Raw genomic sequence first — 22,789 nt, 5'->3', positions numbered from 1 at the left:
ACTGGCCGGGGCGCGATGTTACTGGCGTGAAACCGTCTATTTAGGTCGTGTAAATGTTGCAAGACCCTGCAGATGACTGAAATGGAGCCTGCCCGGAGGGCATATTTTCAAGGCGTCTACGCGCTACAATGTGCCTTTTGCCAATCATCGAGGTGTGCGCTTTGACTGCTCCAGGTCCTTTGAATTCCACTGCAGGCTCGCTTTTTGTCGTGGCGACGCCCATTGGCAACCTGGACGACATCAGTGCGCGGGCGCTGAAAGTGTTGCGCGACGTAAAACTGATCGCCGCCGAAGACACCCGGCACTCCCAGCGGTTGATGCAACATTTTGGCATTCCGACCCCCCTGGCTGCGTGCCACGAACATAACGAACGCGAAGAAGGCAGTCGTTTCATCACCCGTTTGTTGGCGGGCGACGATGTGGCGCTGATCTCGGATGCGGGCACGCCGCTGATTTCCGACCCCGGCTACCACTTGGTTCGCCAGGCACGGGCCGCTGGTATCAATGTAGTGCCTGTTCCGGGAGCGTGCGCGCTGATTGCGGCATTGTCCGCAGCGGGTTTGCCATCGGACCGTTTTATTTTCGAGGGTTTCCTGCCGGCCAAGGCTGTAGGGCGGCGGGCGCGCCTGGAGTTGGTGAAGGAAGAACCGCGCACATTGATCTTCTACGAAGCCCCGCACCGCATCCTTGAATGCCTGCAAGACATGGAGTTGGTGTTCGGCGGTGATCGCCTGGCGCTGTTGGCGCGGGAGATCACCAAGACCTTCGAAACCCTCAAGGGCTTGCCACTGCAAGAGCTGCGTGCGTTCGTCGAAGGTGACAGCAATCAACAGCGCGGGGAATGCGTGGTCCTGGTAGCCGGGTGGTCGGCGCCGGAAAGCGAAGATGCAGTGGGCAGTGAGGCAATGCGCGTTCTTGACCTGCTGCTCAAGGAAATGCCATTGAAACGCGCGGCTGCCCTGGCGGCGGAAATCACCGGTGTACGCAAGAACGTCCTGTATCAAGTCGCGCTGGATAAACAAAAGGGCGAATAGTTCCGGGTTCCAACCTGCACTCCGTCTGAACATGATGGCATTAGTGTCTTTTAATACTTGTTCTAACGCCTCCGTGCCGTTAACCTGCGCGGCGGAGAGTCGATTGGACAGTCGCTGCCCTCTATGAAAATTAGGGGGGGGAGGAAAGTCCGGGCTCCATAGGGCGAAGTGCCAGGTAATGCCTGGGAGGCGTGAGCCTACGGAAAGTGCCACAGAAAATAACCGCCTAAGTACTTCGGTACCGGTAAGGGTGAAAAGGTGCGGTAAGAGCGCACCGCACGACTGGCAACAGTTCGTGGCTAGGTAAACCCCACTTGGAGCAAGACCAAATAGGGTCCCAAGGCGTGGCCCGCGCTGGGACCGGGTAGGTTGCTAAAGATGTCCAGTGATGGCCATCGTAGACGAATGACTGTTCAAGACAGAACCCGGCTTACAGATCGACTCTCCACCTTTTTTCCTCCTGTCCGAATCTCGGGCAGGAACCTGGTAGTAACGCGAGAATCCCTCCCTGCAGAATCATTAGCAGATGCGTCTTCGTAATACCGAAAAAATCTTACTCTTAATAAATCACTTTAACTTTAAGCCCCAGCTCTTTGAGCTATTTGGCGTTGTTGAGTCAAAATCGCCGTCGAACTCTCGTTTCTCCTCCCTTTACTCTCCTAAATCTCCGTTCTGTAAGGCTTTTCCTTGAATCCGCGCCTTGACGGTGTGGTGGGCGCATTCCTATAGTGTGCGCAAGTGGCGGAAAGTGGCACAAAGTGGGTTTTTTGAACGTAAAACGCTAAAATTTGGAGAAACGCATCTGTGTTTCGCGGAGCTAACGCTATCAGTCTCGATGCAAAAGGCCGTCTCGCCATGCCGAGCCGGTATCGTGACGAGCTCATTTCGCGAAGTTCCGGACAGTTAATCATCACCATCGATGCCGTTGACCCTTGTTTGTGTGTTTACCCGCTCGACGAGTGGGAACTGATTGAAACCAAGTTGCGCGCGCTGCCTTCACTGCGTGAAGAAAACCGCCGCCTGCAGCGTTTGCTGATTGGTAATGCCGTCGACCTCGAACTCGATGGCAGTGGTCGTTTCCTGGTTCCACCGCGTCTGCGCGAATACGCCAAGCTCGACAAGCGCGCAATGCTGGTAGGCCAACTGAACAAGTTCCAATTGTGGGACGAAGATGCCTGGGATGCTGTTTCTGCAGCTGACCTGGCTGCTATTCAACAACCGGGCGCCATGCCTGATGAACTGCGTGATTTGATCCTGTGACTATTGATAGCGGCTTTAACCACATCACCGTACTGCTTGACGAAGCCGTTGAGGCTCTCGCCGTACGCGCGGATGGCTGCTATTTGGATGGCACCTTCGGCAGGGGCGGGCACAGTCGGCTGATCCTCAGCCAGCTTGGTTCGGACGGTAAGCTCCTCGGGTTCGACAAAGACCCTCAAGCGATTGCCACCGGGCAAGCGCTAGCGGCCGAAGACGGCCGCTTTGTCGTTGTGCAGCGCAGCTTTGCCGAGCTCGGCGCGGAAGTCGCCGAACGCGGCATGGCGGGCAAGGTGGCCGGGGTCCTGCTGGACCTGGGCGTGTCTTCGCCGCAGCTGGACGACCCGGAGCGCGGCTTCAGTTTCATGAACGACGGCCCGCTGGACATGCGCATGGACCCAAGCCGCGGCGTCAGCGCCGCGCAGTTCATCGCCACCGCACCCCACGAAGAAATCACCCGTGTGTTCAAGGAATACGGCGAAGAACGCTTCGCCGGCCGTATGGCGCGCGCCGTGGTCGAGCGCCGGGAAATCCAGCCGTTTGAACGCACCGCTGACTTGGCTGAAGTGCTGAAAGTCGCCAACCCTGCGTGGGAAAAGGGCAAGAATCCGGCTACCCGTGCGTTCCAGGGCCTGCGCATTCACGTCAACAACGAATTGGGCGATCTGGAAGCCGGCCTCGAAGCCGCTCTGGAAGCGCTGGAAGTGGGCGGTCGCCTGGTGGTGATCAGCTTCCACTCCCTGGAAGACCGCATCGTCAAATTGTTCATGCGTCGTCTGGTCAAGGGCGAATCCGACAACCTGCCGCGCAACCTGCCGGTACGTTACGAAGCCTTTGTGCCGAAAATCAAAATCCATGGCAAAGCGCAGTTCGCTTCCGAAGCCGAACTCAAGGCCAACCCACGTTCCCGTAGCGCTGTCATGCGCGTTGCGGAGAAGTTGCGGTGAGCAAGCTTTTCGCCAAGCCCCTTCCGGGCGGCAGCTTCTTTATGTTGCTGTTGTTTGTTGGCGTGCTGGTGTCCGCGATTGCGGTGTCCTACAGCGCCCACTACAACCGTCAACTGCTCAATACCCTGTACGGGGAATTGAGCGTGCGCGACAAGGCGCAGGCGGAGTGGGGCCGGTTGATCCTCGAGCAAAGCACCTGGACCGCCCACAGCCGCATCGAAGTGCTGGCCACTGAACAACTGAAGATGCACATTCCGGGCGCTGCAGAAGTTCGCATGGTGGCGCCATGATGAAACTTGAGGGCGCACTCTACCCATGGCGTTTCCGTGTCGTGCTGGGGTTGCTGGCACTGATGGTGGGCGCGATTGCCTGGCGGATTATCGACTTGCAAGTGGTGGACCGTGACTTCCTGATCGGCCAGGGCGATGCCCGCAGCCTGCGTCATATCCCGATTCCTGCTCACCGCGGCCTGATCACCGACCGTAACGGCGAGCCTCTGGCCGTCAGTACGCCGGTGACCACCCTGTGGGCCAATGCCAAGGAAATGCAGACCGCCAAGGACAAGTGGCCGGAACTGGCGGCAGCCCTGGGCCAGGACCCCAAAGCCCTGAGCGAACGCCTCGAAGCCCAGGCCAACAAAGAATTCATCTACCTGGTTCGCGGGCTCACCCCTGAACAGGGCCAGCAAGTACTCGACCTTAAAGTCCCCGGTGTCTATGGCATCGAGGAATTTCGGCGTTTCTACCCCGCTGGTGAAACCACTGCCCATATGGTGGGTTTCACCGACATTGATGATCACGGTCGTGAAGGCGTAGAACTCGCCTACGACGAATGGCTGGCCGGGGTTCCCGGCAAACGACAGGTCATCAAGGATCGGCGCGGCAGACTGATCAAGGATGTCCAGGTCACCAAAAACGCCAAGGCCGGTAAGCCCTTGGCGTTGTCGATTGACCTGCGCCTGCAATACCTGGCCAACCGCGAGTTGCGTAACGCGATCATCGAGAACGGTGCAAAAGCCGGCAGCCTGGTGATCATGGACGTGAAGACCGGCGAGATTCTCGCCATGGTCAACCAGCCGACCTACAACCCCAATAACCGTCGCAACCTGCAACCGGCGATGATGCGCAACCGCGCCATGATCGACGTGTTCGAGCCGGGTTCGACCATGAAAGCCATCTCCATGAGTGCCGCCCTGGAAACCGGGCGCTGGAAGCCGGCCGACAAGGTCGAGGTTTACCCGGGCACCCTGCAGTTGGGCAAATACACCATTCGTGACGTGTCCCGCTCTGAAGGTCCGGTGCTGGATTTGACAGGCATCCTGATCAACTCCAGTAACGTGGGCATGAGTAAAGTTGCCTTCGATATCGGCGGCGAAGCCATCTACCACCTCGCGCAAAAAGTCGGCCTGGGGCAACCCACCGGCCTGGACTTCCCGGGCGAACGTGTGGGCAACCTGCCGAACTACCGTGACTGGAAAAAGGCCGAGACCGCAACGCTTTCGTACGGTTATGGCCTGTCGGTGACCGCCATCCAGCTGGCCCACGCCTTCTCGGTGTTGGCCAATAACGGCCGCATGGTGCCGTTGAGCCTGATCCACCTCGACGAGGCACCGCCTGCGACCCAGGTGATCCCGGAAAACGTCGCCAAGACCATGCAAGGCATGCTGCAACAAGTGATCGAAGCACCGCGCGGCGTATTCCGTGCGCAGGTGCCGGCGTATCACGTGGCAGGCAAGTCCGGTACCGCGCGTAAAACCGCCGTGGGCACCAAGGGCTACGCCGAAAACTCCTACCGTTCGCTGTTCGCAGGCTTCGGTCCGATGAGCGATCCGCGTTACGCCATCGTCGTAGTGATTGATGAGCCAAGCAAGGCCGGTTACTTCGGTGGCCTGGTATCGGCGCCGGTGTTCAGCAAGGTGATGTCCGGGACTCTGCGCCTGATGAACATCACGCCGGACAACCTGCCGACGACCCAGCAAGCGAACGCCGGACCGCCGGCCGCTGCTGTAAAAGCCAATGGAGGGCGCGGCTGATGTCTCTTAGCCTGAACAAGATTTTTGCCCACGCTGGCCGCGATCTGCTGATTCGCGAGTTGACCCTCGACAGCCGTAATGTGCGTGCCGGTGACCTGTTCCTGGCGGTGCCGGGTGGCAAGTTCGACGGGCGCGACCATATCGCCGACGCATTGAAGCGCGGCGCCGCGGCAGTGGCCTATGAAGTGGAAGGCGCCACCGTGCTGCCGATCACCGACGTGCCGTTGATTCCGGTCAAGGGCCTGGCTGCGCAACTCTCCGACATCGCCGGGCGCTTTTATGGCGACCCGAGCCGTCACCTGAACCTGGTGGGCGTGACCGGCACCAACGGCAAGACCAGCGTGACCCAACTGGTCGCCCAGGCACTCGACCTGCTGGGCCAGCACTGCGGCATCGTCGGCACCCTGGGCACCGGTTTCTACGGCGCGCTGCAAAGCGGCCTGCACACCACGCCGAACCCGATTGCCGTGCAGGCGACCCTGGCCGACCTGAAAAAGGCCGGTGCCAAGGCGGTTGCCATGGAAGTCTCCTCCCACGGTCTGGACCAGGGCCGCGTTACCGCCTTGGCATTCGACGTGGCGGTGATGACCAACCTGTCCCGCGATCACCTGGATTACCACGGCACCATGGAGGCGTACGCCGCCACCAAGGCCCGGCTGTTTGCCTGGAATGACCTGAAGTGCCGAGTGGTCAACCTGGACGATGAATTCGGTCGCCAGTTGGCCGCTGCCAAAGGTGATGGTCGCCTGATCAGCTACAGCCTGGAAGATTCCAGCGCCTACCTGTATTGCCGCGAAGCCACCTTTGATGACGAAGGCGTGCGCGCCACCCTGGTCACGCCGCAGGGCGAGCACCATTTGCGCAGCACCTTGCTCGGGCGTTTCAACCTGAGCAACGTATTGGCCGCCATCGGCGCGTTGCTCGGCCTGGATTACGCCCTCGACGAAATCCTGCGGGTGTTGCCGAAGCTCGAAGGCCCGGCCGGTCGCATGCAGCGCCTTGGCGGCGGTACCCAGCCGCTGGTGGTGGTCGATTACGCCCACACGCCGGATGCCCTGGAAAAAATCCTGCAAGCCCTGCGTCCTCATGCCAAGGGCAAGTTGCTGTGCCTGTTCGGCTGTGGCGGTGACCGCGATCGCGGCAAGCGCCCGCTGATGGCTGAAATCGTCGAGCGCCTGGCCGACGGTGTGCTGGTCACGGACGACAACCCGCGCAGCGAAGACCCGAGCCAGATTTTCGATGACATTCGTGTCGGCTTTAACGATGCGTCCAAGGTCACTTTTGTTGCCGGTCGCGGAGCAGCCATCGCCCAACTGATCGCCAGCGCAAGTGCGGACGACGTGGTAGTGCTGGCCGGTAAAGGCCACGAGGACTACCAGGAAATCAACGGCGAACGCCACGCTTTCTCCGATCTGGTCCAGGCCGATCACGCCTTGACCGCGTGGGAGGTGGCCCGTGCTTAAAGCGCTCAAATTCAGCGAGCTCACTCAAGTGCTATCGGCCCGCGTCTTGTCGGCTGATTGCAGCTTTGACGGCGTGAGCATCGACAGCCGGACGATCAAGCCTGGGCAACTGTTTGTCGCCTTGGCCGGCCCATCGTTTGATGGCCATGACTACCTGAACGACGTCGCCGCCAAAGGCGCTGTGGGTGCGTTGGTGCAGCGCGAAGTCGCTGACTCGCCGCTGCCGCAGTTGCAGGTAGCCGACACCCGCCTGGCCCTCGGCCAACTGGGCGCGCTGAACCGTGCGGCCTTCACCCAGCCCGTTGCGGCTATCACCGGCTCCAGCGGCAAAACCACGGTCAAGGAATTGCTGGCTGGCATCCTGCGCACGCGCGGCCCGGTGCTGGCGACTCGCGGTAATCTGAACAATGACTTCGGCGCTCCGCTGACTTTGCTCGAACTGGCCCCGGAACACACGGCGGCTGTTATCGAGTTGGGTGCTTCGCGCATCGGCGAAATCGCCTACACCGTCGCCATGACCAAGCCTCACGTCGCGGTGATCAACAACGCCGGTACCGCCCACGTCGGCGAGTTTGGCGGCCCTGAAAAGATCGTCGAAGCGAAGGGCGAAATCCTTGAAGGCCTCGATGCATCCGGGACTGCGGTGCTGAACCTTGACGACAAAGCCTTCGAAACCTGGCGCGTACGTGCCGCCGGTCGCAAGGTCCTGAGCTTCGCGGTGCACAACGCCGCTGCCGATTTCCATGCCTCGACTATCACGGTCGACGCCCGTGGCTGCCCGGCCTTCACCCTGCACACACCACAAGGTGAGGAGCACGTACAACTGAACCTGCTGGGCAACCACAACGTTGCCAACGCCCTGGCCGCCGCCGCTGCCGCCCATGCGCTGGGCGTGTCGTTGTTTGGCATCGCCACCGGCCTTGGCGCCGTGCAACCGGTCAAGGGCCGCACCGCCGCGCAACTGGCGAGCAACGGCATGCGTGTGATCGATGACACTTACAACGCCAACCAGTCCTCGATCTGCGCCGCGATCGACCTGTTGACCGGTTTCGCCGGTCGCAAGGTGCTGGTGCTGGGTGATATGGCCGAACTGGGCGAGTGGGCCGAACAGTCTCACCGTGAAGTCGGCGCGTATGCCGCCGGCAAGGTCGACGCTTTATACGGCGTTGGGCCGCACATGCGCCATGCCATAAACACCTTTGGGCCGGGCGCCAGGCATTTCGCCAGCCAGGCCGAGCTGATCCATGCGCTGAACGCGGCTGAACAAGACAAACACACCACTATTTTGATCAAGGGATCGCGCAGCGCGGTGATGGAAAACGTCGTCGCGGCCTTGTGTGGCTCAAGTACGGAGAAACATTAATGCTGCTGCTGCTGGCTGAGTATCTGCAACAGTTCCACAAAGGCTTCGCGGTCTTTCAGTACCTGACCCTGCGCGGGATCCTGGGTGTGCTGACCGCGCTGTCATTGTCGCTGTTCCTCGGGCCATGGATGATCCGCACCCTGCAAAACCTGCAGATCGGCCAATCCGTGCGCAACGACGGCCCGCAGTCGCACCTCTCCAAGTCCGGCACCCCGACCATGGGCGGTGCGTTGATCCTGTCGTCCATCGGCATCAGCACGCTGTTGTGGGCTGACCTGCATAACCGCTACGTTTGGACCGTGCTGCTGGTGACCCTGCTGTTCGGCGCCATCGGCTGGGTGGATGACTACCGCAAGGTGATCGAGAAGAACTCCAAGGGGCTGCCAAGCCGCTGGAAGTATTTCTGGCAATCGGTGTTTGGCCTGGCGGCGGCGATCTTTCTTTATACGACTGCGCCAAGCGCGGTCGAGACCACCCTGATCATCCCGATGCTCAAGGACGCCAGCATCCCGTTGGGCGTTGGCTTCGTGGTACTCACCTACTTTGTGATCGTGGGCTCCAGCAACGCGGTCAACCTGACCGACGGCCTCGACGGCCTGGCGATCATGCCAACGGTGATGGTGGGCGGCGCGCTCGGCATCTTCTGCTACCTGTCGGGTAACGTGAAGTTCGCTGAATACCTGTTGATCCCCTATGTACCGGGCGCGGGTGAATTGATTGTGTTTTGCGGCGCCTTGATCGGGGCCGGCCTGGGCTTCCTGTGGTTCAACACCTACCCGGCACAAGTCTTCATGGGCGACGTCGGCGCACTGGCGCTGGGCGCGGCGCTGGGCACCATCGCGGTGATCGTCCGTCAGGAAATCGTTTTGTTCATCATGGGCGGTGTGTTCGTGATGGAAACCCTGTCGGTGGTGATCCAGGTTGCCTCCTTCAAATTGACCGGGCGCCGGGTGTTTCGCATGGCGCCGATTCACCACCACTTTGAACTCAAGGGCTGGCCTGAGCCGCGGGTGATTGTCCGTTTCTGGATTATCACCGTGATTCTGGTGCTGGTCGGCCTTGCCACCCTGAAACTGAGGTAGAAACGAGTGTCCCTGATCGCTTCAGACCACTTCCGCATCGTTGTCGGCCTCGGCAAGAGCGGCATGTCCCTGGTTCGCTTCCTGGCGAACCGGGGCACGTCGTTTGCCGTGGCCGACACGCGGGAAAATCCACCGGAGCTGGTCACGCTGCGCCGTGACTACCCGCACGTGGAAGTGCGTTGTGGCGAGCTGGATGTCGAGTTTCTGTGCCGTGCCGACGAGCTCTACGTGAGCCCAGGTTTAGCGCTCGCGACTCCGGCGCTGCAAGCGGCTGCGGCCCGTGGTGTGAAGTTGTCCGGCGACATCGAGCTGTTCGCGCGTAACGCGAAGGCGCCGATTGTGGCCATCAGCGGCTCCAACGCAAAAAGCACCGTGACCACCCTGGTGGGCGAAATGGCGGCTGCGGCCGGCAAGCGTGTGGCGGTGGGCGGCAACCTCGGCACTCCGGCGCTGGACTTGCTCCGCGACGATATCGAGCTGTACGTGATGGAACTGTCGAGTTTCCAGCTGGAAACCACCGACCAGCTCAACGCTGAAGTGGCCACCGTGCTGAACGTCAGCGAAGACCATATGGACCGCTACAGCGGCCTGCCGGCGTATCACCTGGCCAAGCACCGGATCTTCCGTGGTGCGCGGCAAGTGGTGGTCAACCGTCAGGATGCCCTGAGCCGTCCATTGATCGGCGAAGGTTTGCCGTGCTGGACCTTCGGCCTCAACAAACCTGACTTCAAGGCCTTCGGCCTTCGGGAAGAGAACGGCGAGAAATACCTGGCCTTCGAATTCCAGAACCTGATGCCGGTGCGCGAACTGAAAATCCGTGGCGCCCACAATCAGGCCAATGCCCTGGCGGCGCTGGCCCTGGGGCACGCGGTCGGCTTGCCGTTCGACGCCATGCTGTCGGCCCTGCGCACCTTTGCCGGGCTTGAGCATCGCTGCCAGTGGGTTCGCGACCTCGACGGCGTCGGCTATTACAACGATTCCAAGGCCACCAACGTCGGTGCGGCGCTCGCTGCCATCGAAGGTTTGGGGGCCGACATTCAAGGCAAGGTCGTGCTGATCGCCGGTGGCGACGGCAAGGGCGCCGACTTCAAGGACCTTAAAGGCCCGGTCGCTGCCAACTGCCGCGCCGTGGTGTTGATGGGCCGTGATTCCGGCTTGATCGCCGATGCCCTGGGTGACGCCGTACCGCAGGTGCGTGCGCGCTCGCTGGACGACGCCATTGCCCAATCCAAAGCCCTGGCCCAGCCGGGTGACGTGGTGCTGCTGTCGCCCGCCTGTGCCAGTTTCGACATGTTCAAGAACTACGAAGAGCGCGGCCAGCTGTTCGCCCGCGCCGTGGAGGCCTTGGCATGAGTATCAATTTTCGGAACATCATCAAGCCGTACCCGTCGCCGCTCATTACCGGGCGCGGTATCGACCTGGACTTCCCGATGCTCGCCGGTTGCCTCGCGCTGCTGGGCCTGGGCCTGGTGATGATCACCTCGGCGTCCTCGGAAGTGGCTGCGGTGCAATCGGGCAACACCCTTTACATGATGATCCGCCACCTGGTGTACCTGGTGATCGGTCTCGGCGCGTGCATCGTCACCATGATGATCCCGATCGCCACCTGGCAACGCCTGGGCTGGCTGATGCTGGTGGGCGCATTCGGCCTGTTGGTGATGGTGATCCTGCCCGGCATCGGGCGTGAGGTGAACGGTTCGATGCGCTGGATCGGTTTCGGCGCGTTCAACGTGCAGCCGTCGGAAATCGCCAAGGTGTTCGTGGTGATCTACCTCGCCGGTTACCTGGTGCGGCGCCAGAAAGAAGTACGCGAAAGCTGGATGGGCTTCTTCAAGCCGTTCATCGTGCTGCTGCCCATGGCCGGCCTGTTGCTGATGGAGCCGGACTTCGGTGCCACCGTCGTGATGATGGGGGCGGCGGCGGCGATGCTGTTCCTCGGGGGCGTGGGCCTGTTCCGTTTCACCTTGATGGTGGTGCTGGCGGTGGCCGCCGTGACGATTCTGGTGCAGGCGCAACCCTACCGGATGGCTCGTCTGATTACCTTTACCGACCCGTGGTCCGATCAGTTCGGTTCCGGCTACCAGTTGACCCAGGCGTTGATCGCCTTCGGTCGCGGCGAGTGGCTGGGCGTGGGCCTGGGCAACAGTGTGCAGAAGCAGTTCTACCTGCCGGAAGCGCACACCGACTTCGTGTTCTCGGTACTTGCCGAAGAGCTGGGCGTGGTTGGTTCGCTGTGCACCGTCGCGCTGTTCGTGTTCGTCTGTGTGCGGGCCATGTACATCGGCTTGTGGGCGGAAAAAGCCAAACAGTTTTTTGCGGCCTACGTCGCGTACGGCCTGGCGTTCCTGTGGATCGGCCAGTTCCTGATCAACATCGGGGTGAACGTCGGCCTGCTGCCGACCAAGGGCCTGACCTTGCCGTTCCTCAGTTACGGCGGCAGTTCGTTGGTGATTTGCTGCGCCTGTCTCGGGTTATTGCTGCGCATCGAGTGGGAGAGTCGAACCCACCTGGGCAGCGAAGAGATGGAGTTCAGCGAAAGTGACTTCGCCGAGGAGCCGAACCATGGGCGCTAACGTGCTGATCATGGCAGGCGGCACCGGTGGCCACGTGTTCCCGGCGCTGGCCTGTGCCCGCGAATTCCAGAACCGTGGCTACACCGTGCATTGGCTCGGCACGCCCCGCGGGATTGAAAATGACCTGGTCCCGAATGCCGGCTTGCCACTGCATTTGATCAACGTCACCGGCTTGCGTGGCAAGGGCAAATTGTCCCTGCTCAAGGCGCCGTTCGTGTTGCTCAAGGCGGTGTGGCAAGCGCGCAAGGTGATCCGAGAAGTGAAGCCGGTGTGCGTGCTGGGCTTTGGTGGCTACGTGACCGGCCCCGGCGGCGTCGCGGCAAAACTCGCCGGCGTGCCGGTGATCGTCCACGAGCAAAACGCCGTGGCCGGCACCGCCAACCGCTTGCTGGTGCCCTTGGCTGCCCGGGTGTGCGAGGCATTTCCGAAAACCTTTGGCGCCGCAGACAAACTGCGCACCACCGGCAACCCGGTGCGTACCGAGCTGTTCATGGGCATTGCCCGCCAGCCATTGGCCGGTCGCAAGGCGCACCTGTTGATCCTGGGCGGAAGCCTGGGCGCCGAACCGTTGAACAAATTGCTGCCTGAAGCGGTGTCGCAACTCCCTGAGGCATTGCGCCCCGAGATCTTCCATCAGGCCGGCAAGAACCACGATGAAGTGACCGCCACGCGTTATCGCGATGCGGGTGTGGAGGCGAATGTGCAGCCCTTCATCAAAGACATGGCCCAAGCCTATGGCTGGGCCGACCTGGTGGTCTGTCGCGCAGGTGCGTTGACCGTCAGTGAACTGGCCGCCGCCGGTCTGCCGTCCTTGCTGGTGCCTTTGCCCCACGCGATCGACGATCACCAGACCCGCAACGCCGAATATTTGGCCGGGGAGGGCGCTGCCTTCCTGCTGCCGCAAAGAACGACTGGCGCCGCCGATTTGGCCGCACGCCTGACCGAGGTTTTGATGCAACCGGAACGACTGAACAGCATGGCGAGCACCGCAAGCCGCCTGGCCAAACCTGACGCAACCCGCACCGTGGTCGATATCTGCCTGGAGGTGGCCCATGGTTGAGAATCAGAAAGCCATGCCGCAACCGGAAATGCGCCGCATCCGTCGCATCCACTTCGTCGGCATCGGCGGCGTGGGCATGTGCGGCATCGCCGAAGTGTTGCTTAACCTGGGTTACCAAGTGTCCGGCTCCGACCTGAAAATGTCGCCGGTCACTGAACGCCTGGAATCGTTTGGCGCGAAAATCTTTATCGGCCACCGAGCCGAGAACGCTGCCGAAGCCGACGTGCTGGTGGTCTCCAGTGCCGTGAACACCTCCAACCCGGAAGTGGCCACCGCCCTTGAGCGCCGTATTCCCGTGGTGCCGCGTGCCGAGATGCTGGCCGAGCTGATGCGCTACCGCCACGGCATCGCCGTTGCCGGTACCCATGGCAAGACCACCACCACCAGCCTGATCGCCTCGGTGTTCGCCGCCGGTGGCCTGGACCCGACGTTCGTCATCGGTGGCCGCCTGAATGCAGCCGGTACCAATGCGCAGCTGGGCACCAGCCGTTACCTCATCGCCGAAGCCGATGAAAGCGACGCCAGCTTCCTGCACCTGCAACCACTGGTGGCCGTGGTGACCAACATCGACGCCGACCACATGGCGACCTACGACGGTGACTTCAACAAACTGAAGAAAACCTTCGTCGAATTCCTGCACAACCTGCCGTTCTACGGGTTGGCCGTGGTGTGCCTGGACGATCCGGTGGTGCGCGAAATCCTGCCACTGGTCAAGCGTCCTACCGTGACCTATGGCTTCAGCGAAGACTGCGATGTGCGTGCAATCAATGTGCGCCAGCAGGGCATGCAGACCTTCTTCACCGTGCTGCGCCCGGACCGCGAGCCGCTGGATGTCTCGGTGAACATGCCGGGCAACCACAACGTACTCAACTCCCTGGCGACCATCTGCATCGCCTCTGACGAAGGCGTCAGCGATGAAGCCATTGTCGAAGGCCTGTCGGGTTTTGCCGGCGTGGGTCGCCGCTTCCAGGTCTACGGCGAACTGCCGGTAGACGGCGGCAACGTGATGCTGGTGGACGACTACGGTCACCACCCGACCGAAGTCGCTGCGGTGATCAAGGCTGTACGCGGTGGCTGGCCTGAGCGCCGGCTGGTGATGGTGTACCAGCCGCATCGCTACAGCCGTACCCGCGACCTGTACGACGATTTCGTGAATGTACTGGCTGACGCCAACGTGTTGCTGCTGATGGAAGTCTACCCGGCCGGTGAAGAGCCGATCCCGGGTGCCGACAGCCGCAAGCTGTGCAACAGCATCCGCCAACGCGGCCAACTGGACCCGATCTACATTGAGCGTGGTGTAGACCTCGCACCGATCGTCAAGCCGCTGCTGCGTGCCGGCGACATCCTGCTGTGCCAGGGTGCCGGTGACATCGGCGGCCTCGCCCCTAAATTGCTGGCAAGCCCGCTGTTTGCCGCTGCGCAGGGGAAGTCCAAATGACCACTGACTACGGCTCGCTGTTCTCCACCATCCAACCTGCCGACTTCGGCCGGGTTGCGGTGCTGTTCGGTGGCAAGAGCGCCGAGCGTGAAGTGTCGCTGAAGTCCGGCAATGCCGTGCTGCAGGCGCTGCAAAGTGGCGGTGTGAATGCGTTTGGCATCGACGTGGGTGATGACTTGCTGTCGCGCCTGCAGGCCGAGAAGATCGACCGCGCCTTTATCATTCTTCACGGCCGCGGCGGTGAAGACGGCAGCATGCAGGGCCTTCTCGAATGCCTGGGCATTCCGTACACCGGCAGCGGCATCCTCGCTTCGGCGCTGGCCATGGACAAGTTGCGCACCAAGCAGGTGTGGCACAGCCTGGGTATTCCGACCCCGCGTCACAGCGTGCTGTGCAGCGAAGACGATTGTATTTCTGCAGCCAAGGAACTGGGCCTGCCTTTGATCGTCAAACCAGCCCATGAAGGCTCCAGTATCGGCATGGCTAAAGTGAACTCAGCCGCCGAATTGATTGACGCATGGAAAGCGGCCAGTACCTATGATTCGCAAGTGTTGGTGGAACAGTGGATTTCCGGTCCCGAGTTCACCATCGCTACTCTGCGTGGCCAGGTATTGCCGCCCATCGCATTGGGCACGCCCCACACCTTTTACGACTACGACGCCAAGTATGTGGCCTCCGATACCCAGTACCGGATCCCGTGCGGCCTCGATGCAACCAAGGAACAGGAATTGATGGACCTCACGGCGAAAGCCTGTGAGGCGCTGGGTATTGCCGGTTGGGCTCGGGCAGACGTGATGCAGGATGACCAAGGGAATTTCTGGTTCCTTGAGGTTAACACCGCACCAGGGATGACCGACCACAGCCTGGTACCTATGGCCGCTCGTGCCGCCGGTTTGGATTTCCAGCAGTTGGTGCTGGCGATCCTGGCAGCCAGCATTGAGCCTCGAGGCTAAGACCATGAACGGCGCATCGCTTCGTCATCAGCCACCCGCTCCCGGCCGCAAGCCGGTACCGCGTGGTGCCAGCCGAATGGTGGCTAAAGAGCCGATGTCGGCGCGCATGCCGAAAGCCAATTTTGGTTTTCTGAAGGCGTTGTTCTGGCCGGTGATTCTGGTGGCCTTGGGCTTTGGTACGTATGAAGGCGCCCAGCGTCTGTTGCCGTATGCCGACCGGCCGATCACCAAGATCAGCGTGCAGGGCGACTTGAGCTACATCAGCCAGCAGGCCGTGCAGCAGCGAATCGCCCCGTATGTGGCGGCGAGCTTCTTCACCATCGACCTGGCAGGCATGCGCTCCGAGCTGGAACAGATGCCATGGATTGCCCACGCCGAAGTACGTCGCGTGTGGCCGGATCAAGTGACGATCCGCCTGGAAGAACAACTGCCCGTGGCCCGTTGGGGGGATGGTGCGCTGTTGAACAACCAGGGCCAGGCGTTTGCACCTCGCGAAGTGGCGAACTACGAGCACTTGCCGCAGTTGTTCGGGCCGCAACGGGCGCAACAGCAAGTGATGCAGCAGTACCAGGCGTTGAGCCAGATGCTGCGGCCGTTGGGTTTCTCGATTGCGCGACTGGAATTGCGCGAGCGGGGCAGCTGGTTTTTGACCACGGGCGCAGGCAGTTCCGGCCCGGGCATCGAGTTGTTGCTGGGACGCGGCAACCTGGTGGAAAAGATGCGCCGTTTTATCGCCATCTATGAAAAGACCTTGAAAGAACAGATTACGAACATTGCGAGCATCGACCTGCGTTACGCCAACGGCCTTGCCGTCGGCTGGCGGGCCCCTGCGGCGCCCACGGCAGCGCAACCTGCTGTCGCGAAGAATTAAGAAGAGGCAGGACCCATGGCAAACGTGCAAAGCGGCAAAATGATCGTCGGTCTGGATATCGGCACCTCCAAGGTGGTGGCGCTGGTAGGCGAGGTCGCGGACGACGGCACGCTGGAAATCGTCGGAATCGGCACGCATCCGTCCCGGGGCCTGAAGAAGGGCGTGGTGGTAAATATTGAATCCACCGTGCAATCGATCCAGCGCGCCATTGAAGAAGCGCAGTTGATGGCCGGTTGCCGGATTCACTCGGCATTCGTCGGCGTTGCCGGCAACCACATCCGCAGCCTGAATTCCCACGGCATCGTGGCGATTCGCGACCGCGAAGTCAGCGCCGCTGACCTGGAACGGGTACTCGACGCAGCGCAAGCCGTGGCGATCCCGGCTGACCAGCGCGTGCTGCACACCTTGCCGCAGGACTATGTGATCGATAACCAGGAAGGCGTTCGCGAGCCCCTGGGTATGTCGGGCGTACGTCTGGAAGCCAAGGTTCACGTAGTGACCTGCGCCGTCAACGCTGCACAGAACATTGAAAAATGCGTGCGCCGCTGCGGCCTGGAAATCGACGACATCATTCTCGAGCAGCTTGCCTCCGCGTATTCGGTACTGACCGACGACGAAAAAGAACTGGGCGTGTGCCTGGTGGACATCGGCGGCGGCACCACGGACATCGCGATCTTCACCGAGGGTGCGATTCGTCACACCGCCGTGATCCCGATTGCCGGTGACCAGGTGACCAACGACATCGCCATGGCGTTGCGCACACCGACCCAGTACGCCGAAGAAATCAAGATCCGTTACGCCTGTGCCCTGGCCAAGCTGGCCGGTGCCGGCGAAACCATCAAGGTGCCGAGCGTGGGCGACCGTCCACCGCGCGAACTGTCGCGCCAGGCGTTGGCTGAAGTGGTCGAGCCGCGCTACGACGAACTGTTCACCCTGATCCAGGCCGAACTGCGCCGCAGTGGCTACGAAGATTTGATCCCGGCCGGCATCGTGCTGACCGGTGGCACCTCGAAGATGGAAGGCGCGGTCGAACTGGCCGAGGAAATCTTCCACATGCCGGTGCGCCTGGGCGTGCCCCATGGCGTCAAGGGCCTGGGCGATGTGGTGCGCAACCCGATTTATTCCACCGGTGTGGGCTTGCTGTTGTACGGGCTGCAAAAGCAGACCGACGGCATTTCCCTGTCGGGCCCGAGCAACCGTGACAGCTACAGAAGCGACGACGAAGCGAAAGCGCCGTTGTTCGAGCGGTTGCAGGCTTGGGTAAAAGGCAATTTCTAAAGATTTACCGCAACACCGTTTCACTGTTGTAGATGCATGCAGTAGGCGAAAAAACTAGAGAAATGAAAGGAGAGGGAAAATGTTCGAACTCGTAGACAACATCCCCGCAAGCCCGGTCATCAAAGTGATCGGCGTCGGCGGTGGCGGCGGCAACGCTGTCAACCACATGGTCAAGAGCAACATTGAAGGCGTTGAATTCATCTGCGCCAACACTGATGCCCAAGCCCTTAAAAGCATCGGTGCACGCACCATCCTGCAATTGGGCACAGCCGTGACCAAGGGCCTGGGTGCTGGCGCGAATCCGGAAGTCGGCCGTCAAGCCGCTCTGGAAGACCGCGAACGCATTGCTGAAGTGCTGCAAGGCACCAACATGGTGTTCATCACCACCGGCATGGGCGGTGGTACCGGTACCGGTGCTGCGCCGATCATTGCCGAAGTGGCCAAGGAAATGGGGATCCTGACGGTTGCCGTCGTGACCCGTCCGTTCCCGTTCGAAGGTCGCAAGCGCATGCAGATCGCCGATGAAGGCATCCGTCTGCTGTCCGAAAGCGTCGACTCGTTGATCACCATTCCCAACGAGAAGCTGCTGACCATCCTCGGTAAGGACGCCAGCCTCTTGTCGGCTTTCGCCAAGGCAGACGATGTACTGGCCGGTGCCGTTCGTGGTATCTCCGACATCATCAAGCGTCCGGGCATGATCAACGTCGACTTTGCCGACGTACGTACCGTGATGAGCGAAATGGGCATGGCGATGATGGGCACTGGCTGCGCCAGCGGTCCGAACCGTGCACGTGAAGCCACTGAAGCGGCCATCCGCAACCCGTTGCTCGAAGACGTGAACCTGCAAGGTGCACGCGGCATCCTGGTGAACATCACCGCCGGTCCTGACCTGTCCCTGGGTGAGTACTCCGACGTGGGTAGCATCATCGAAGCCTTCGCTTCCGAGCACGCCATGGTCAAGGTCGGTACGGTTATCGATCCAGACATGCGTGACGAACTGCACGTGACCGTTGTTGCTACCGGCCTGGGTGCAAAAATCGAGAAGCCTGTAAAGGTCATCGACAATACCGTCCATACCAGCCACGCCAGCCAGCAAGCTGCCGCTCCAGCGCCGTCGCGCCAGGAACTGCCGTCTGTGAACTACCGTGACCTGGATCGTCCGACCGTGATGCGCAACCAGGCCCAGGCCGGTGCTGCTGCATCCCGTAGCCCGAATCCGCAAGATGACCTGGACTACCTGGACATCCCGGCATTCCTGCGTCGTCAGGCCGATTAATGGAATGTATCAGGGCTATGAAGGTGATTGGTGTTCAGCAAAGGTCTGGTCTGCTATTATCGCCAGCCTTTGTTGATACCAGTTCGCAATTTGCGCTGAAGCGGTCCAAGCCATGATTAAACAACGCACCCTGAAGAATATTATCCGTGCCACAGGTGTTGGTCTGCACTCCGGGGAGAAGGTATACCTGACCCTCAAGCCCGCACCTGTCGACACCGGCATCGTGTTTGTTCGTGCCGACCTGGACCCTGTGGTGCAGATTCCTGCTCGCGCGGAAAATGTTGGCGAAACCACGATGTCGACCACGTTGGTCAACGGTGACGTCAAAGTGGACACGGTGGAGCACTTGCTCTCGGCCATGGCCGGTCTGGGCATCGATAACGCCTACGTCGAGCTCTCCGCGTCCGAAGTCCCGATCATGGATGGCAGCGCCGGACCCTTCGTATTCTTGATTCAATCTGCCGGCCTGGAAGAACAGGACGCAGCCAAGAAGTTCATTCGCATTCTGCGGGAAGTGACAGTAGAAGACGGCGACAAGCGCGCCACCTTCGTCCCGTTCGAAGGCTTCAAAGTGAGCTTTGAGATCGATTTCGATCACCCGGTATTCCGTGACCGCACCCAAAGTGCAAGCGTGGATTTTTCCAGCACTTCGTTCGTAAAAGAAGTCAGCCGCGCCCGTACGTTTGGTTTCATGAGTGACATCGAGTACCTGCGCAAGCACAACCTCGCACTCGGCGGCAGCGTTGAAAACGCCATTGTGGTCGACGCGGATGGTGTACTGAACGAAGACGGCCTTCGCTATGAAGACGAATTCGTGAAGCACAAGATCCTCGATGCAATCGGTGACCTCTACCTGCTGGGCAATAGCCTGATAGGCGAGTTCAAAGGCTTCAAGTCGGGCCACGCGCTGAACAACCAACTGCTGCGCAAGCTGATTGCACAGACAGATGCCTGGGAAGTCGTGACCTTCGAAGATGCCAGCACCGCACCGATCTCTTACATGCGTCCCGTCGCGGCGGTGTAAGTAACAACTCTCTTTCCTTTTGTTTTTAAAGGCTGCCTTCGGGTGGCCTTTTTTTACGCCAGGGTTTGTGCATCCACAATGCGATTACGCCCGGTGTGCTTGGCCTCATACAACGCCTGATCCGCACTGAGCATTAACTCTTCCAGTGTGCTACGGCTTTTTTTGGTCCAGGTGCTGAGGCCAACGCTTACGGTAATCGGCACGGTATCCCCGCCCACCCGTGGCAGATGCTCAACGCCACTGCGGATATGGTCAGCAATCAACAACGCACCCTGGCCGTCGGTATGCGGCAGCACTACTGCAAACTCCTCACCGCCATAGCGGGCCGCCAGGTCAGCAGGGCGACGGATATTGCCCTCGACAACCTGCGCCACCGTGCGTAATGCCGCGTCGCCACCCTGATGGCCATGCCGGTCGTTGAACGCCTTGAAATGGTCCACATCAATCATCAGCACCGTCAACGGCTCGCCTGAACGCTGGGCGCGGTCCCATTCCAGGCGCAGCCGCTGGTCGAGAGTGCGGCGGTTGGCCAGGCCGGTGAGGGCGTCGGTGGCTGCCAGTTCTGACAGCACCTGCTCGGCGCGGTAACGCCTGCGTAGTTCCATGCAGAGCATCCAGGTCAGCCACAGCAGGCCGATGCACAAAATCCCGGTGGCGCCGCTGATCACCAGCGCGGCGCGCTTCCAGGGCGCGAATATGTCATTCGTGGACAAGGCCACCACTACGATCAGCGGTAAATTGCCCACGGTAGAGAAGGTGTAGAGGCGGTTCTCTTCGTCCACACTGGAGGTGCCGCGAAAGCTGCCGTCGCGGTCATGCAGGATGCGCGCGACATTGGGGCGCTGGCTGAGGTCCTTGTCGATCATGTCCCGTTCCAGCAACGGCTGTTGGGCCAACAGGATGCCTTGCTGGTTGATCAGGTTGATGGTGCTGTCGTTGCCGATATTCAGGCTGCGGAACAGTTGCTGGAAATACGACAAGCGCATGGACGCCACGGCCACCCCAAGGAACCGTCCGTCGGGCCCGGAAACCCGGCGGCTGAATGCAATGCGCCATTGGTCGTCACACACGCACCGTGCGATGAACGGTCGGCTGATGAACAGGCCCAGGTCGGGATTCTGTCGGTGGGCATGAAAGTAATCACGGTCGGCGAAGTTGGCTGCGACAGGGGTCAGCAGCGACGAGTCGGCAATCACTTCACCGTTCTTGTCCAACAGCAGGATGTCTCCCTTGTAAGGCGCCGCCTCCGAGCGGTCGAACAGCACCAGGTGGCGGATGCTGGCCGACACGCCGGCCAAATCACTGCGCTCGGTGGCGGCGATCAGGCCTTTGATCGACAAGTCGTACAGCTCGACGTTGCGTAATACGTCGGCATCAATCAACTGGGTGATGTTATTGGCCGTGCGCTGGGCTGCCTGCAACGTATTGGCGTGTTCGCGAATCAGCAGCACCGCGACCACCAGGATGATCAGCAGCACCGTGACGCAACTGCCGATGATCAGCAGCAGCTCCGGGCGGTGGGTCGGGCGGGTCGGGCGGGTGGTGCCTGGGCTCATCGGGCGTACTTCTGCTTCGAGGACGCCTTTAGCGTAGTTCCTGAAAGCCGCTCATGTGGCCTGGCTGTGAACGATCCGGTTGCGCCCGGAGTACTTGGCTTCATACAGCGCCCGGTCGGCAGTCAGCAGCAGTTCTTCGACTGAGCCGCCGCTGCGCTTTTCCCAGGTGCTGAGGCCGACGCTCACGGTGACTGACAGCGCATCCCCGTCCGCGGGTGGCAAGTGCTCTACCGCGCTGCGGATATGTTCGGCAATGGTGCTCGCGCCGTCGCCGTCGGTGTCCGGCAGAATCACCGCGAACTCCTCGCCACCGTAACGCGCGGCAAGGTCGGCAGGGCGACGAATATTGCTGCCGATCACCCTGGCCACGTTGCGTAACGTCTCATCGCCGCCTTGATGGCCGTGCCGGTCGTTGAACGCCTTGAAGTGGTCTACGTCGATCATCAGCAGCGCCAGCGGTTCGCCGGAGCGTTGTGCACGTTCCCATTCCAGGCGCAGGCGCTGGTCGAGGGTACGCCGGTTGGCCAGCCCGGTGAGGGCGTCGGTGGCCGCCAGCTCAGACAACACTTTTTCGGCGCGATAGCGGCGACGCAGTTCCAGGCGCAGCATCCAGGTCAGCCACAGCAGGCCCACACACAGCACGCCGGTGGCGCCGCTGATCAGCAGGGCGGCGCGTTTCCAGGCGGCAAACACGTCGTCGCTGGACAGCGCCACCACCACAATCAGCGGCAGCGTGCCGACATTGCTGAACGTGTAGAGGCGTGGTGTGCCGTCAACGCTGGAGACAGAGCTGAAACTGCCACTGCCTTCGCGCAGGATTCGCTTGAAGTTCGCCCTTGCACTCAGGTCTTTATCAATCATGTCGCGCTCCAGCAAAGGTTGCTGGGCCAGGAGAATGCCGTCACGGTTGAGCAGGTTTATGCTGCCGCTGCCGATGGTGAGGCTGTTGAACAACTGGTCGAAATACGCCAGGCGCATGGTCGCCACCGCCACACCGGCAAACTCGCCGTCGGGCCCGGAGACAAGGCGGCTGAATGCAATGCGCCAGACTTGATCGCATTCGCAACGGATCTTGAAGGGACGGCTGATGAACAAGCCGGCATTCGGGTTCTGTTGGTGCACCAGGAAATAGTCACGGTTGGCAAAGCTGCGGGGCGTGGGGGTCAATGTGGAAGAGTCGGCGATGACCGCGCCGGCCTTGTCCAGCAGCAGGACTTCACCTTTGAAAGGGGCCGCGGTGGACTGGTCGAACTGCACCATGTGCTGGATCTCGGCCGACATCCCGGGCAAGTCCTTGCGGGTGCTGGCCGAGGTCAGCCCGTGCAGCGCCAGGTCATAGAGTTCGACGTTGCGCAGCACATCGGCGTTGATCAATTGGGTGATGTTGCTGGTGGAACGCTTGGCCGCCTGCAGGGCGCTGGCGTGTTCGCGTATCAGCAGTACTGCAACGATGATCACGATCAGTACGACAGTCAGGCCGCTGCCCAGAATCAGCAAAAGCTCCGGGCGTGCAGGCAGGGTGAAGGCGCGGCGTTGACTCATGGGGCTGGCTTCGGCATTCAAGATGCTGGCAGTTTAGTTC

19 protein-coding genes and 1 other RNA gene are annotated in these 22,789 nt (G+C 61.1%); 18 read left to right on the top strand and 2 right to left on the bottom strand.

What is annotated here, in order from left to right:
* Nucleotides 1-128: 128 nt before the first annotated feature.
* From rsmI to lpxC, 18 genes are all read left to right on the top strand, one after another.
* Nucleotides 129-1,034, top strand: a complete 906-nt coding sequence (gene rsmI, locus ACZRN6_RS13775; protein WP_322147388.1) for a 16S rRNA (cytidine(1402)-2'-O)-methyltransferase — start codon at nt 129-131, stop codon at nt 1,032-1,034.
* A gap of 95 nt (nt 1,035-1,129) precedes the next feature.
* Nucleotides 1,130-1,483: RNase P RNA component class A (gene rnpB / locus ACZRN6_RS13770), an RNA gene on the top strand.
* Nucleotides 1,484-1,838: 355 nt separating this feature from the next.
* A complete protein-coding gene (gene mraZ / locus ACZRN6_RS13765; RefSeq protein ID WP_003171868.1) occupies nt 1,839-2,294 on the top strand; it encodes a division/cell wall cluster transcriptional repressor MraZ in 456 nt (151 codons plus the stop codon).
* Nucleotides 2,291-3,238: a 16S rRNA (cytosine(1402)-N(4))-methyltransferase RsmH gene (gene rsmH, locus ACZRN6_RS13760; protein ID WP_416152090.1), complete on the top strand. Its 948-nt coding sequence runs from the start codon at nt 2,291-2,293 to the stop codon at nt 3,236-3,238. Before mraZ ends, rsmH begins: the two co-directional genes overlap by 4 nt.
* Complete coding sequence (gene ftsL, locus ACZRN6_RS13755; RefSeq protein ID WP_003216203.1) at nt 3,235-3,528, top strand: cell division protein FtsL; 294 nt, start codon at nt 3,235-3,237, stop codon at nt 3,526-3,528. Before rsmH ends, ftsL begins: the two co-directional genes overlap by 4 nt.
* On the top strand, nt 3,528-5,270 hold the full coding sequence (locus ACZRN6_RS13750; protein ID WP_322148747.1) for a peptidoglycan D,D-transpeptidase FtsI family protein: 1,743 nt from the start codon (nt 3,528-3,530) through the stop codon (nt 5,268-5,270). The genes ftsL and ACZRN6_RS13750 overlap by 1 nt, the downstream gene beginning before the upstream one ends.
* The gene (locus ACZRN6_RS13745) at nt 5,270-6,733 is read left to right on the top strand and encodes a UDP-N-acetylmuramoyl-L-alanyl-D-glutamate--2,6-diaminopimelate ligase (RefSeq protein WP_464008199.1); all 1,464 of its coding nucleotides are present in this window, start codon (nt 5,270-5,272) and stop codon (nt 6,731-6,733) included. Before ACZRN6_RS13750 ends, ACZRN6_RS13745 begins: the two co-directional genes overlap by 1 nt.
* Nucleotides 6,726-8,096: a UDP-N-acetylmuramoyl-tripeptide--D-alanyl-D-alanine ligase gene (locus tag ACZRN6_RS13740; RefSeq protein ID WP_464008198.1), complete on the top strand. Its 1,371-nt coding sequence runs from the start codon at nt 6,726-6,728 to the stop codon at nt 8,094-8,096. The genes ACZRN6_RS13745 and ACZRN6_RS13740 overlap by 8 nt, the downstream gene beginning before the upstream one ends.
* Complete coding sequence (gene mraY, locus ACZRN6_RS13735) at nt 8,096-9,178, top strand: phospho-N-acetylmuramoyl-pentapeptide-transferase (RefSeq protein WP_010170484.1); 1,083 nt, start codon at nt 8,096-8,098, stop codon at nt 9,176-9,178. Before ACZRN6_RS13740 ends, mraY begins: the two co-directional genes overlap by 1 nt.
* 6 nt (nt 9,179-9,184) lie before the next feature.
* Nucleotides 9,185-10,531, top strand: coding sequence for a UDP-N-acetylmuramoyl-L-alanine--D-glutamate ligase (gene murD, locus ACZRN6_RS13730; protein WP_464008197.1), 1,347 nt, complete (start codon nt 9,185-9,187; stop codon nt 10,529-10,531).
* Complete coding sequence (gene ftsW / locus ACZRN6_RS13725) at nt 10,528-11,751, top strand: putative lipid II flippase FtsW (RefSeq protein WP_322147378.1); 1,224 nt, start codon at nt 10,528-10,530, stop codon at nt 11,749-11,751. Before murD ends, ftsW begins: the two co-directional genes overlap by 4 nt.
* Entirely contained in the window at nt 11,741-12,811 is a 1,071-nt protein-coding gene (murG, locus tag ACZRN6_RS13720; protein ID WP_464008196.1) for an undecaprenyldiphospho-muramoylpentapeptide beta-N-acetylglucosaminyltransferase, read from the top strand. Before ftsW ends, murG begins: the two co-directional genes overlap by 11 nt.
* A complete protein-coding gene (murC, locus tag ACZRN6_RS13715) occupies nt 12,804-14,249 on the top strand; it encodes a UDP-N-acetylmuramate--L-alanine ligase (protein ID WP_003216219.1) in 1,446 nt (481 codons plus the stop codon). Before murG ends, murC begins: the two co-directional genes overlap by 8 nt.
* Nucleotides 14,246-15,202 carry a D-alanine--D-alanine ligase gene (locus tag ACZRN6_RS13710; protein ID WP_464008195.1) on the top strand — a complete coding sequence of 319 codons (957 nt, stop codon included), beginning with the start codon at nt 14,246-14,248 and terminating at the stop codon, nt 15,200-15,202. Before murC ends, ACZRN6_RS13710 begins: the two co-directional genes overlap by 4 nt.
* Nucleotides 15,203-15,206: 4 nt before the next feature.
* Nucleotides 15,207-16,073, top strand: a complete 867-nt coding sequence (locus ACZRN6_RS13705; RefSeq protein WP_464008194.1) for a cell division protein FtsQ/DivIB — start codon at nt 15,207-15,209, stop codon at nt 16,071-16,073.
* Between the two features lie 15 nt (nt 16,074-16,088).
* Nucleotides 16,089-17,351: a cell division protein FtsA gene (gene ftsA, locus ACZRN6_RS13700; RefSeq protein ID WP_088423798.1), complete on the top strand. Its 1,263-nt coding sequence runs from the start codon at nt 16,089-16,091 to the stop codon at nt 17,349-17,351.
* A 79-nt stretch (nt 17,352-17,430) separates the two neighbouring features.
* Nucleotides 17,431-18,627 carry a cell division protein FtsZ gene (ftsZ, locus tag ACZRN6_RS13695; protein WP_003216225.1) on the top strand — a complete coding sequence of 399 codons (1,197 nt, stop codon included), beginning with the start codon at nt 17,431-17,433 and terminating at the stop codon, nt 18,625-18,627.
* A 112-nt stretch (nt 18,628-18,739) separates the two neighbouring features.
* Nucleotides 18,740-19,651 carry a UDP-3-O-acyl-N-acetylglucosamine deacetylase gene (gene lpxC, locus ACZRN6_RS13690; protein ID WP_003216227.1) on the top strand — a complete coding sequence of 304 codons (912 nt, stop codon included), beginning with the start codon at nt 18,740-18,742 and terminating at the stop codon, nt 19,649-19,651.
* 53 nt (nt 19,652-19,704) lie between these two features.
* Here the strand turns inward: lpxC and ACZRN6_RS13685 are convergent, their stop codons facing one another.
* Both ACZRN6_RS13685 and ACZRN6_RS13680 read right to left on the bottom strand, forming a co-directional pair.
* Nucleotides 19,705-21,207, bottom strand: coding sequence for a sensor domain-containing diguanylate cyclase (locus tag ACZRN6_RS13685; protein ID WP_464008193.1), 1,503 nt, complete (start codon nt 21,205-21,207; stop codon nt 19,705-19,707).
* A gap of 51 nt (nt 21,208-21,258) precedes the next feature.
* Nucleotides 21,259-22,749, bottom strand: coding sequence for a sensor domain-containing diguanylate cyclase (locus ACZRN6_RS13680; protein ID WP_322147373.1), 1,491 nt, complete (start codon nt 22,747-22,749; stop codon nt 21,259-21,261).
* Nucleotides 22,750-22,789: the final 40 nt, after the last annotated feature.

This window comes from Pseudomonas sp. A125 (assembly GCF_055409485.1).
The sequence above is the reverse complement of the archived record's forward strand: the minus strand, read 5'-3'. Positions and strand labels throughout refer to the sequence as shown.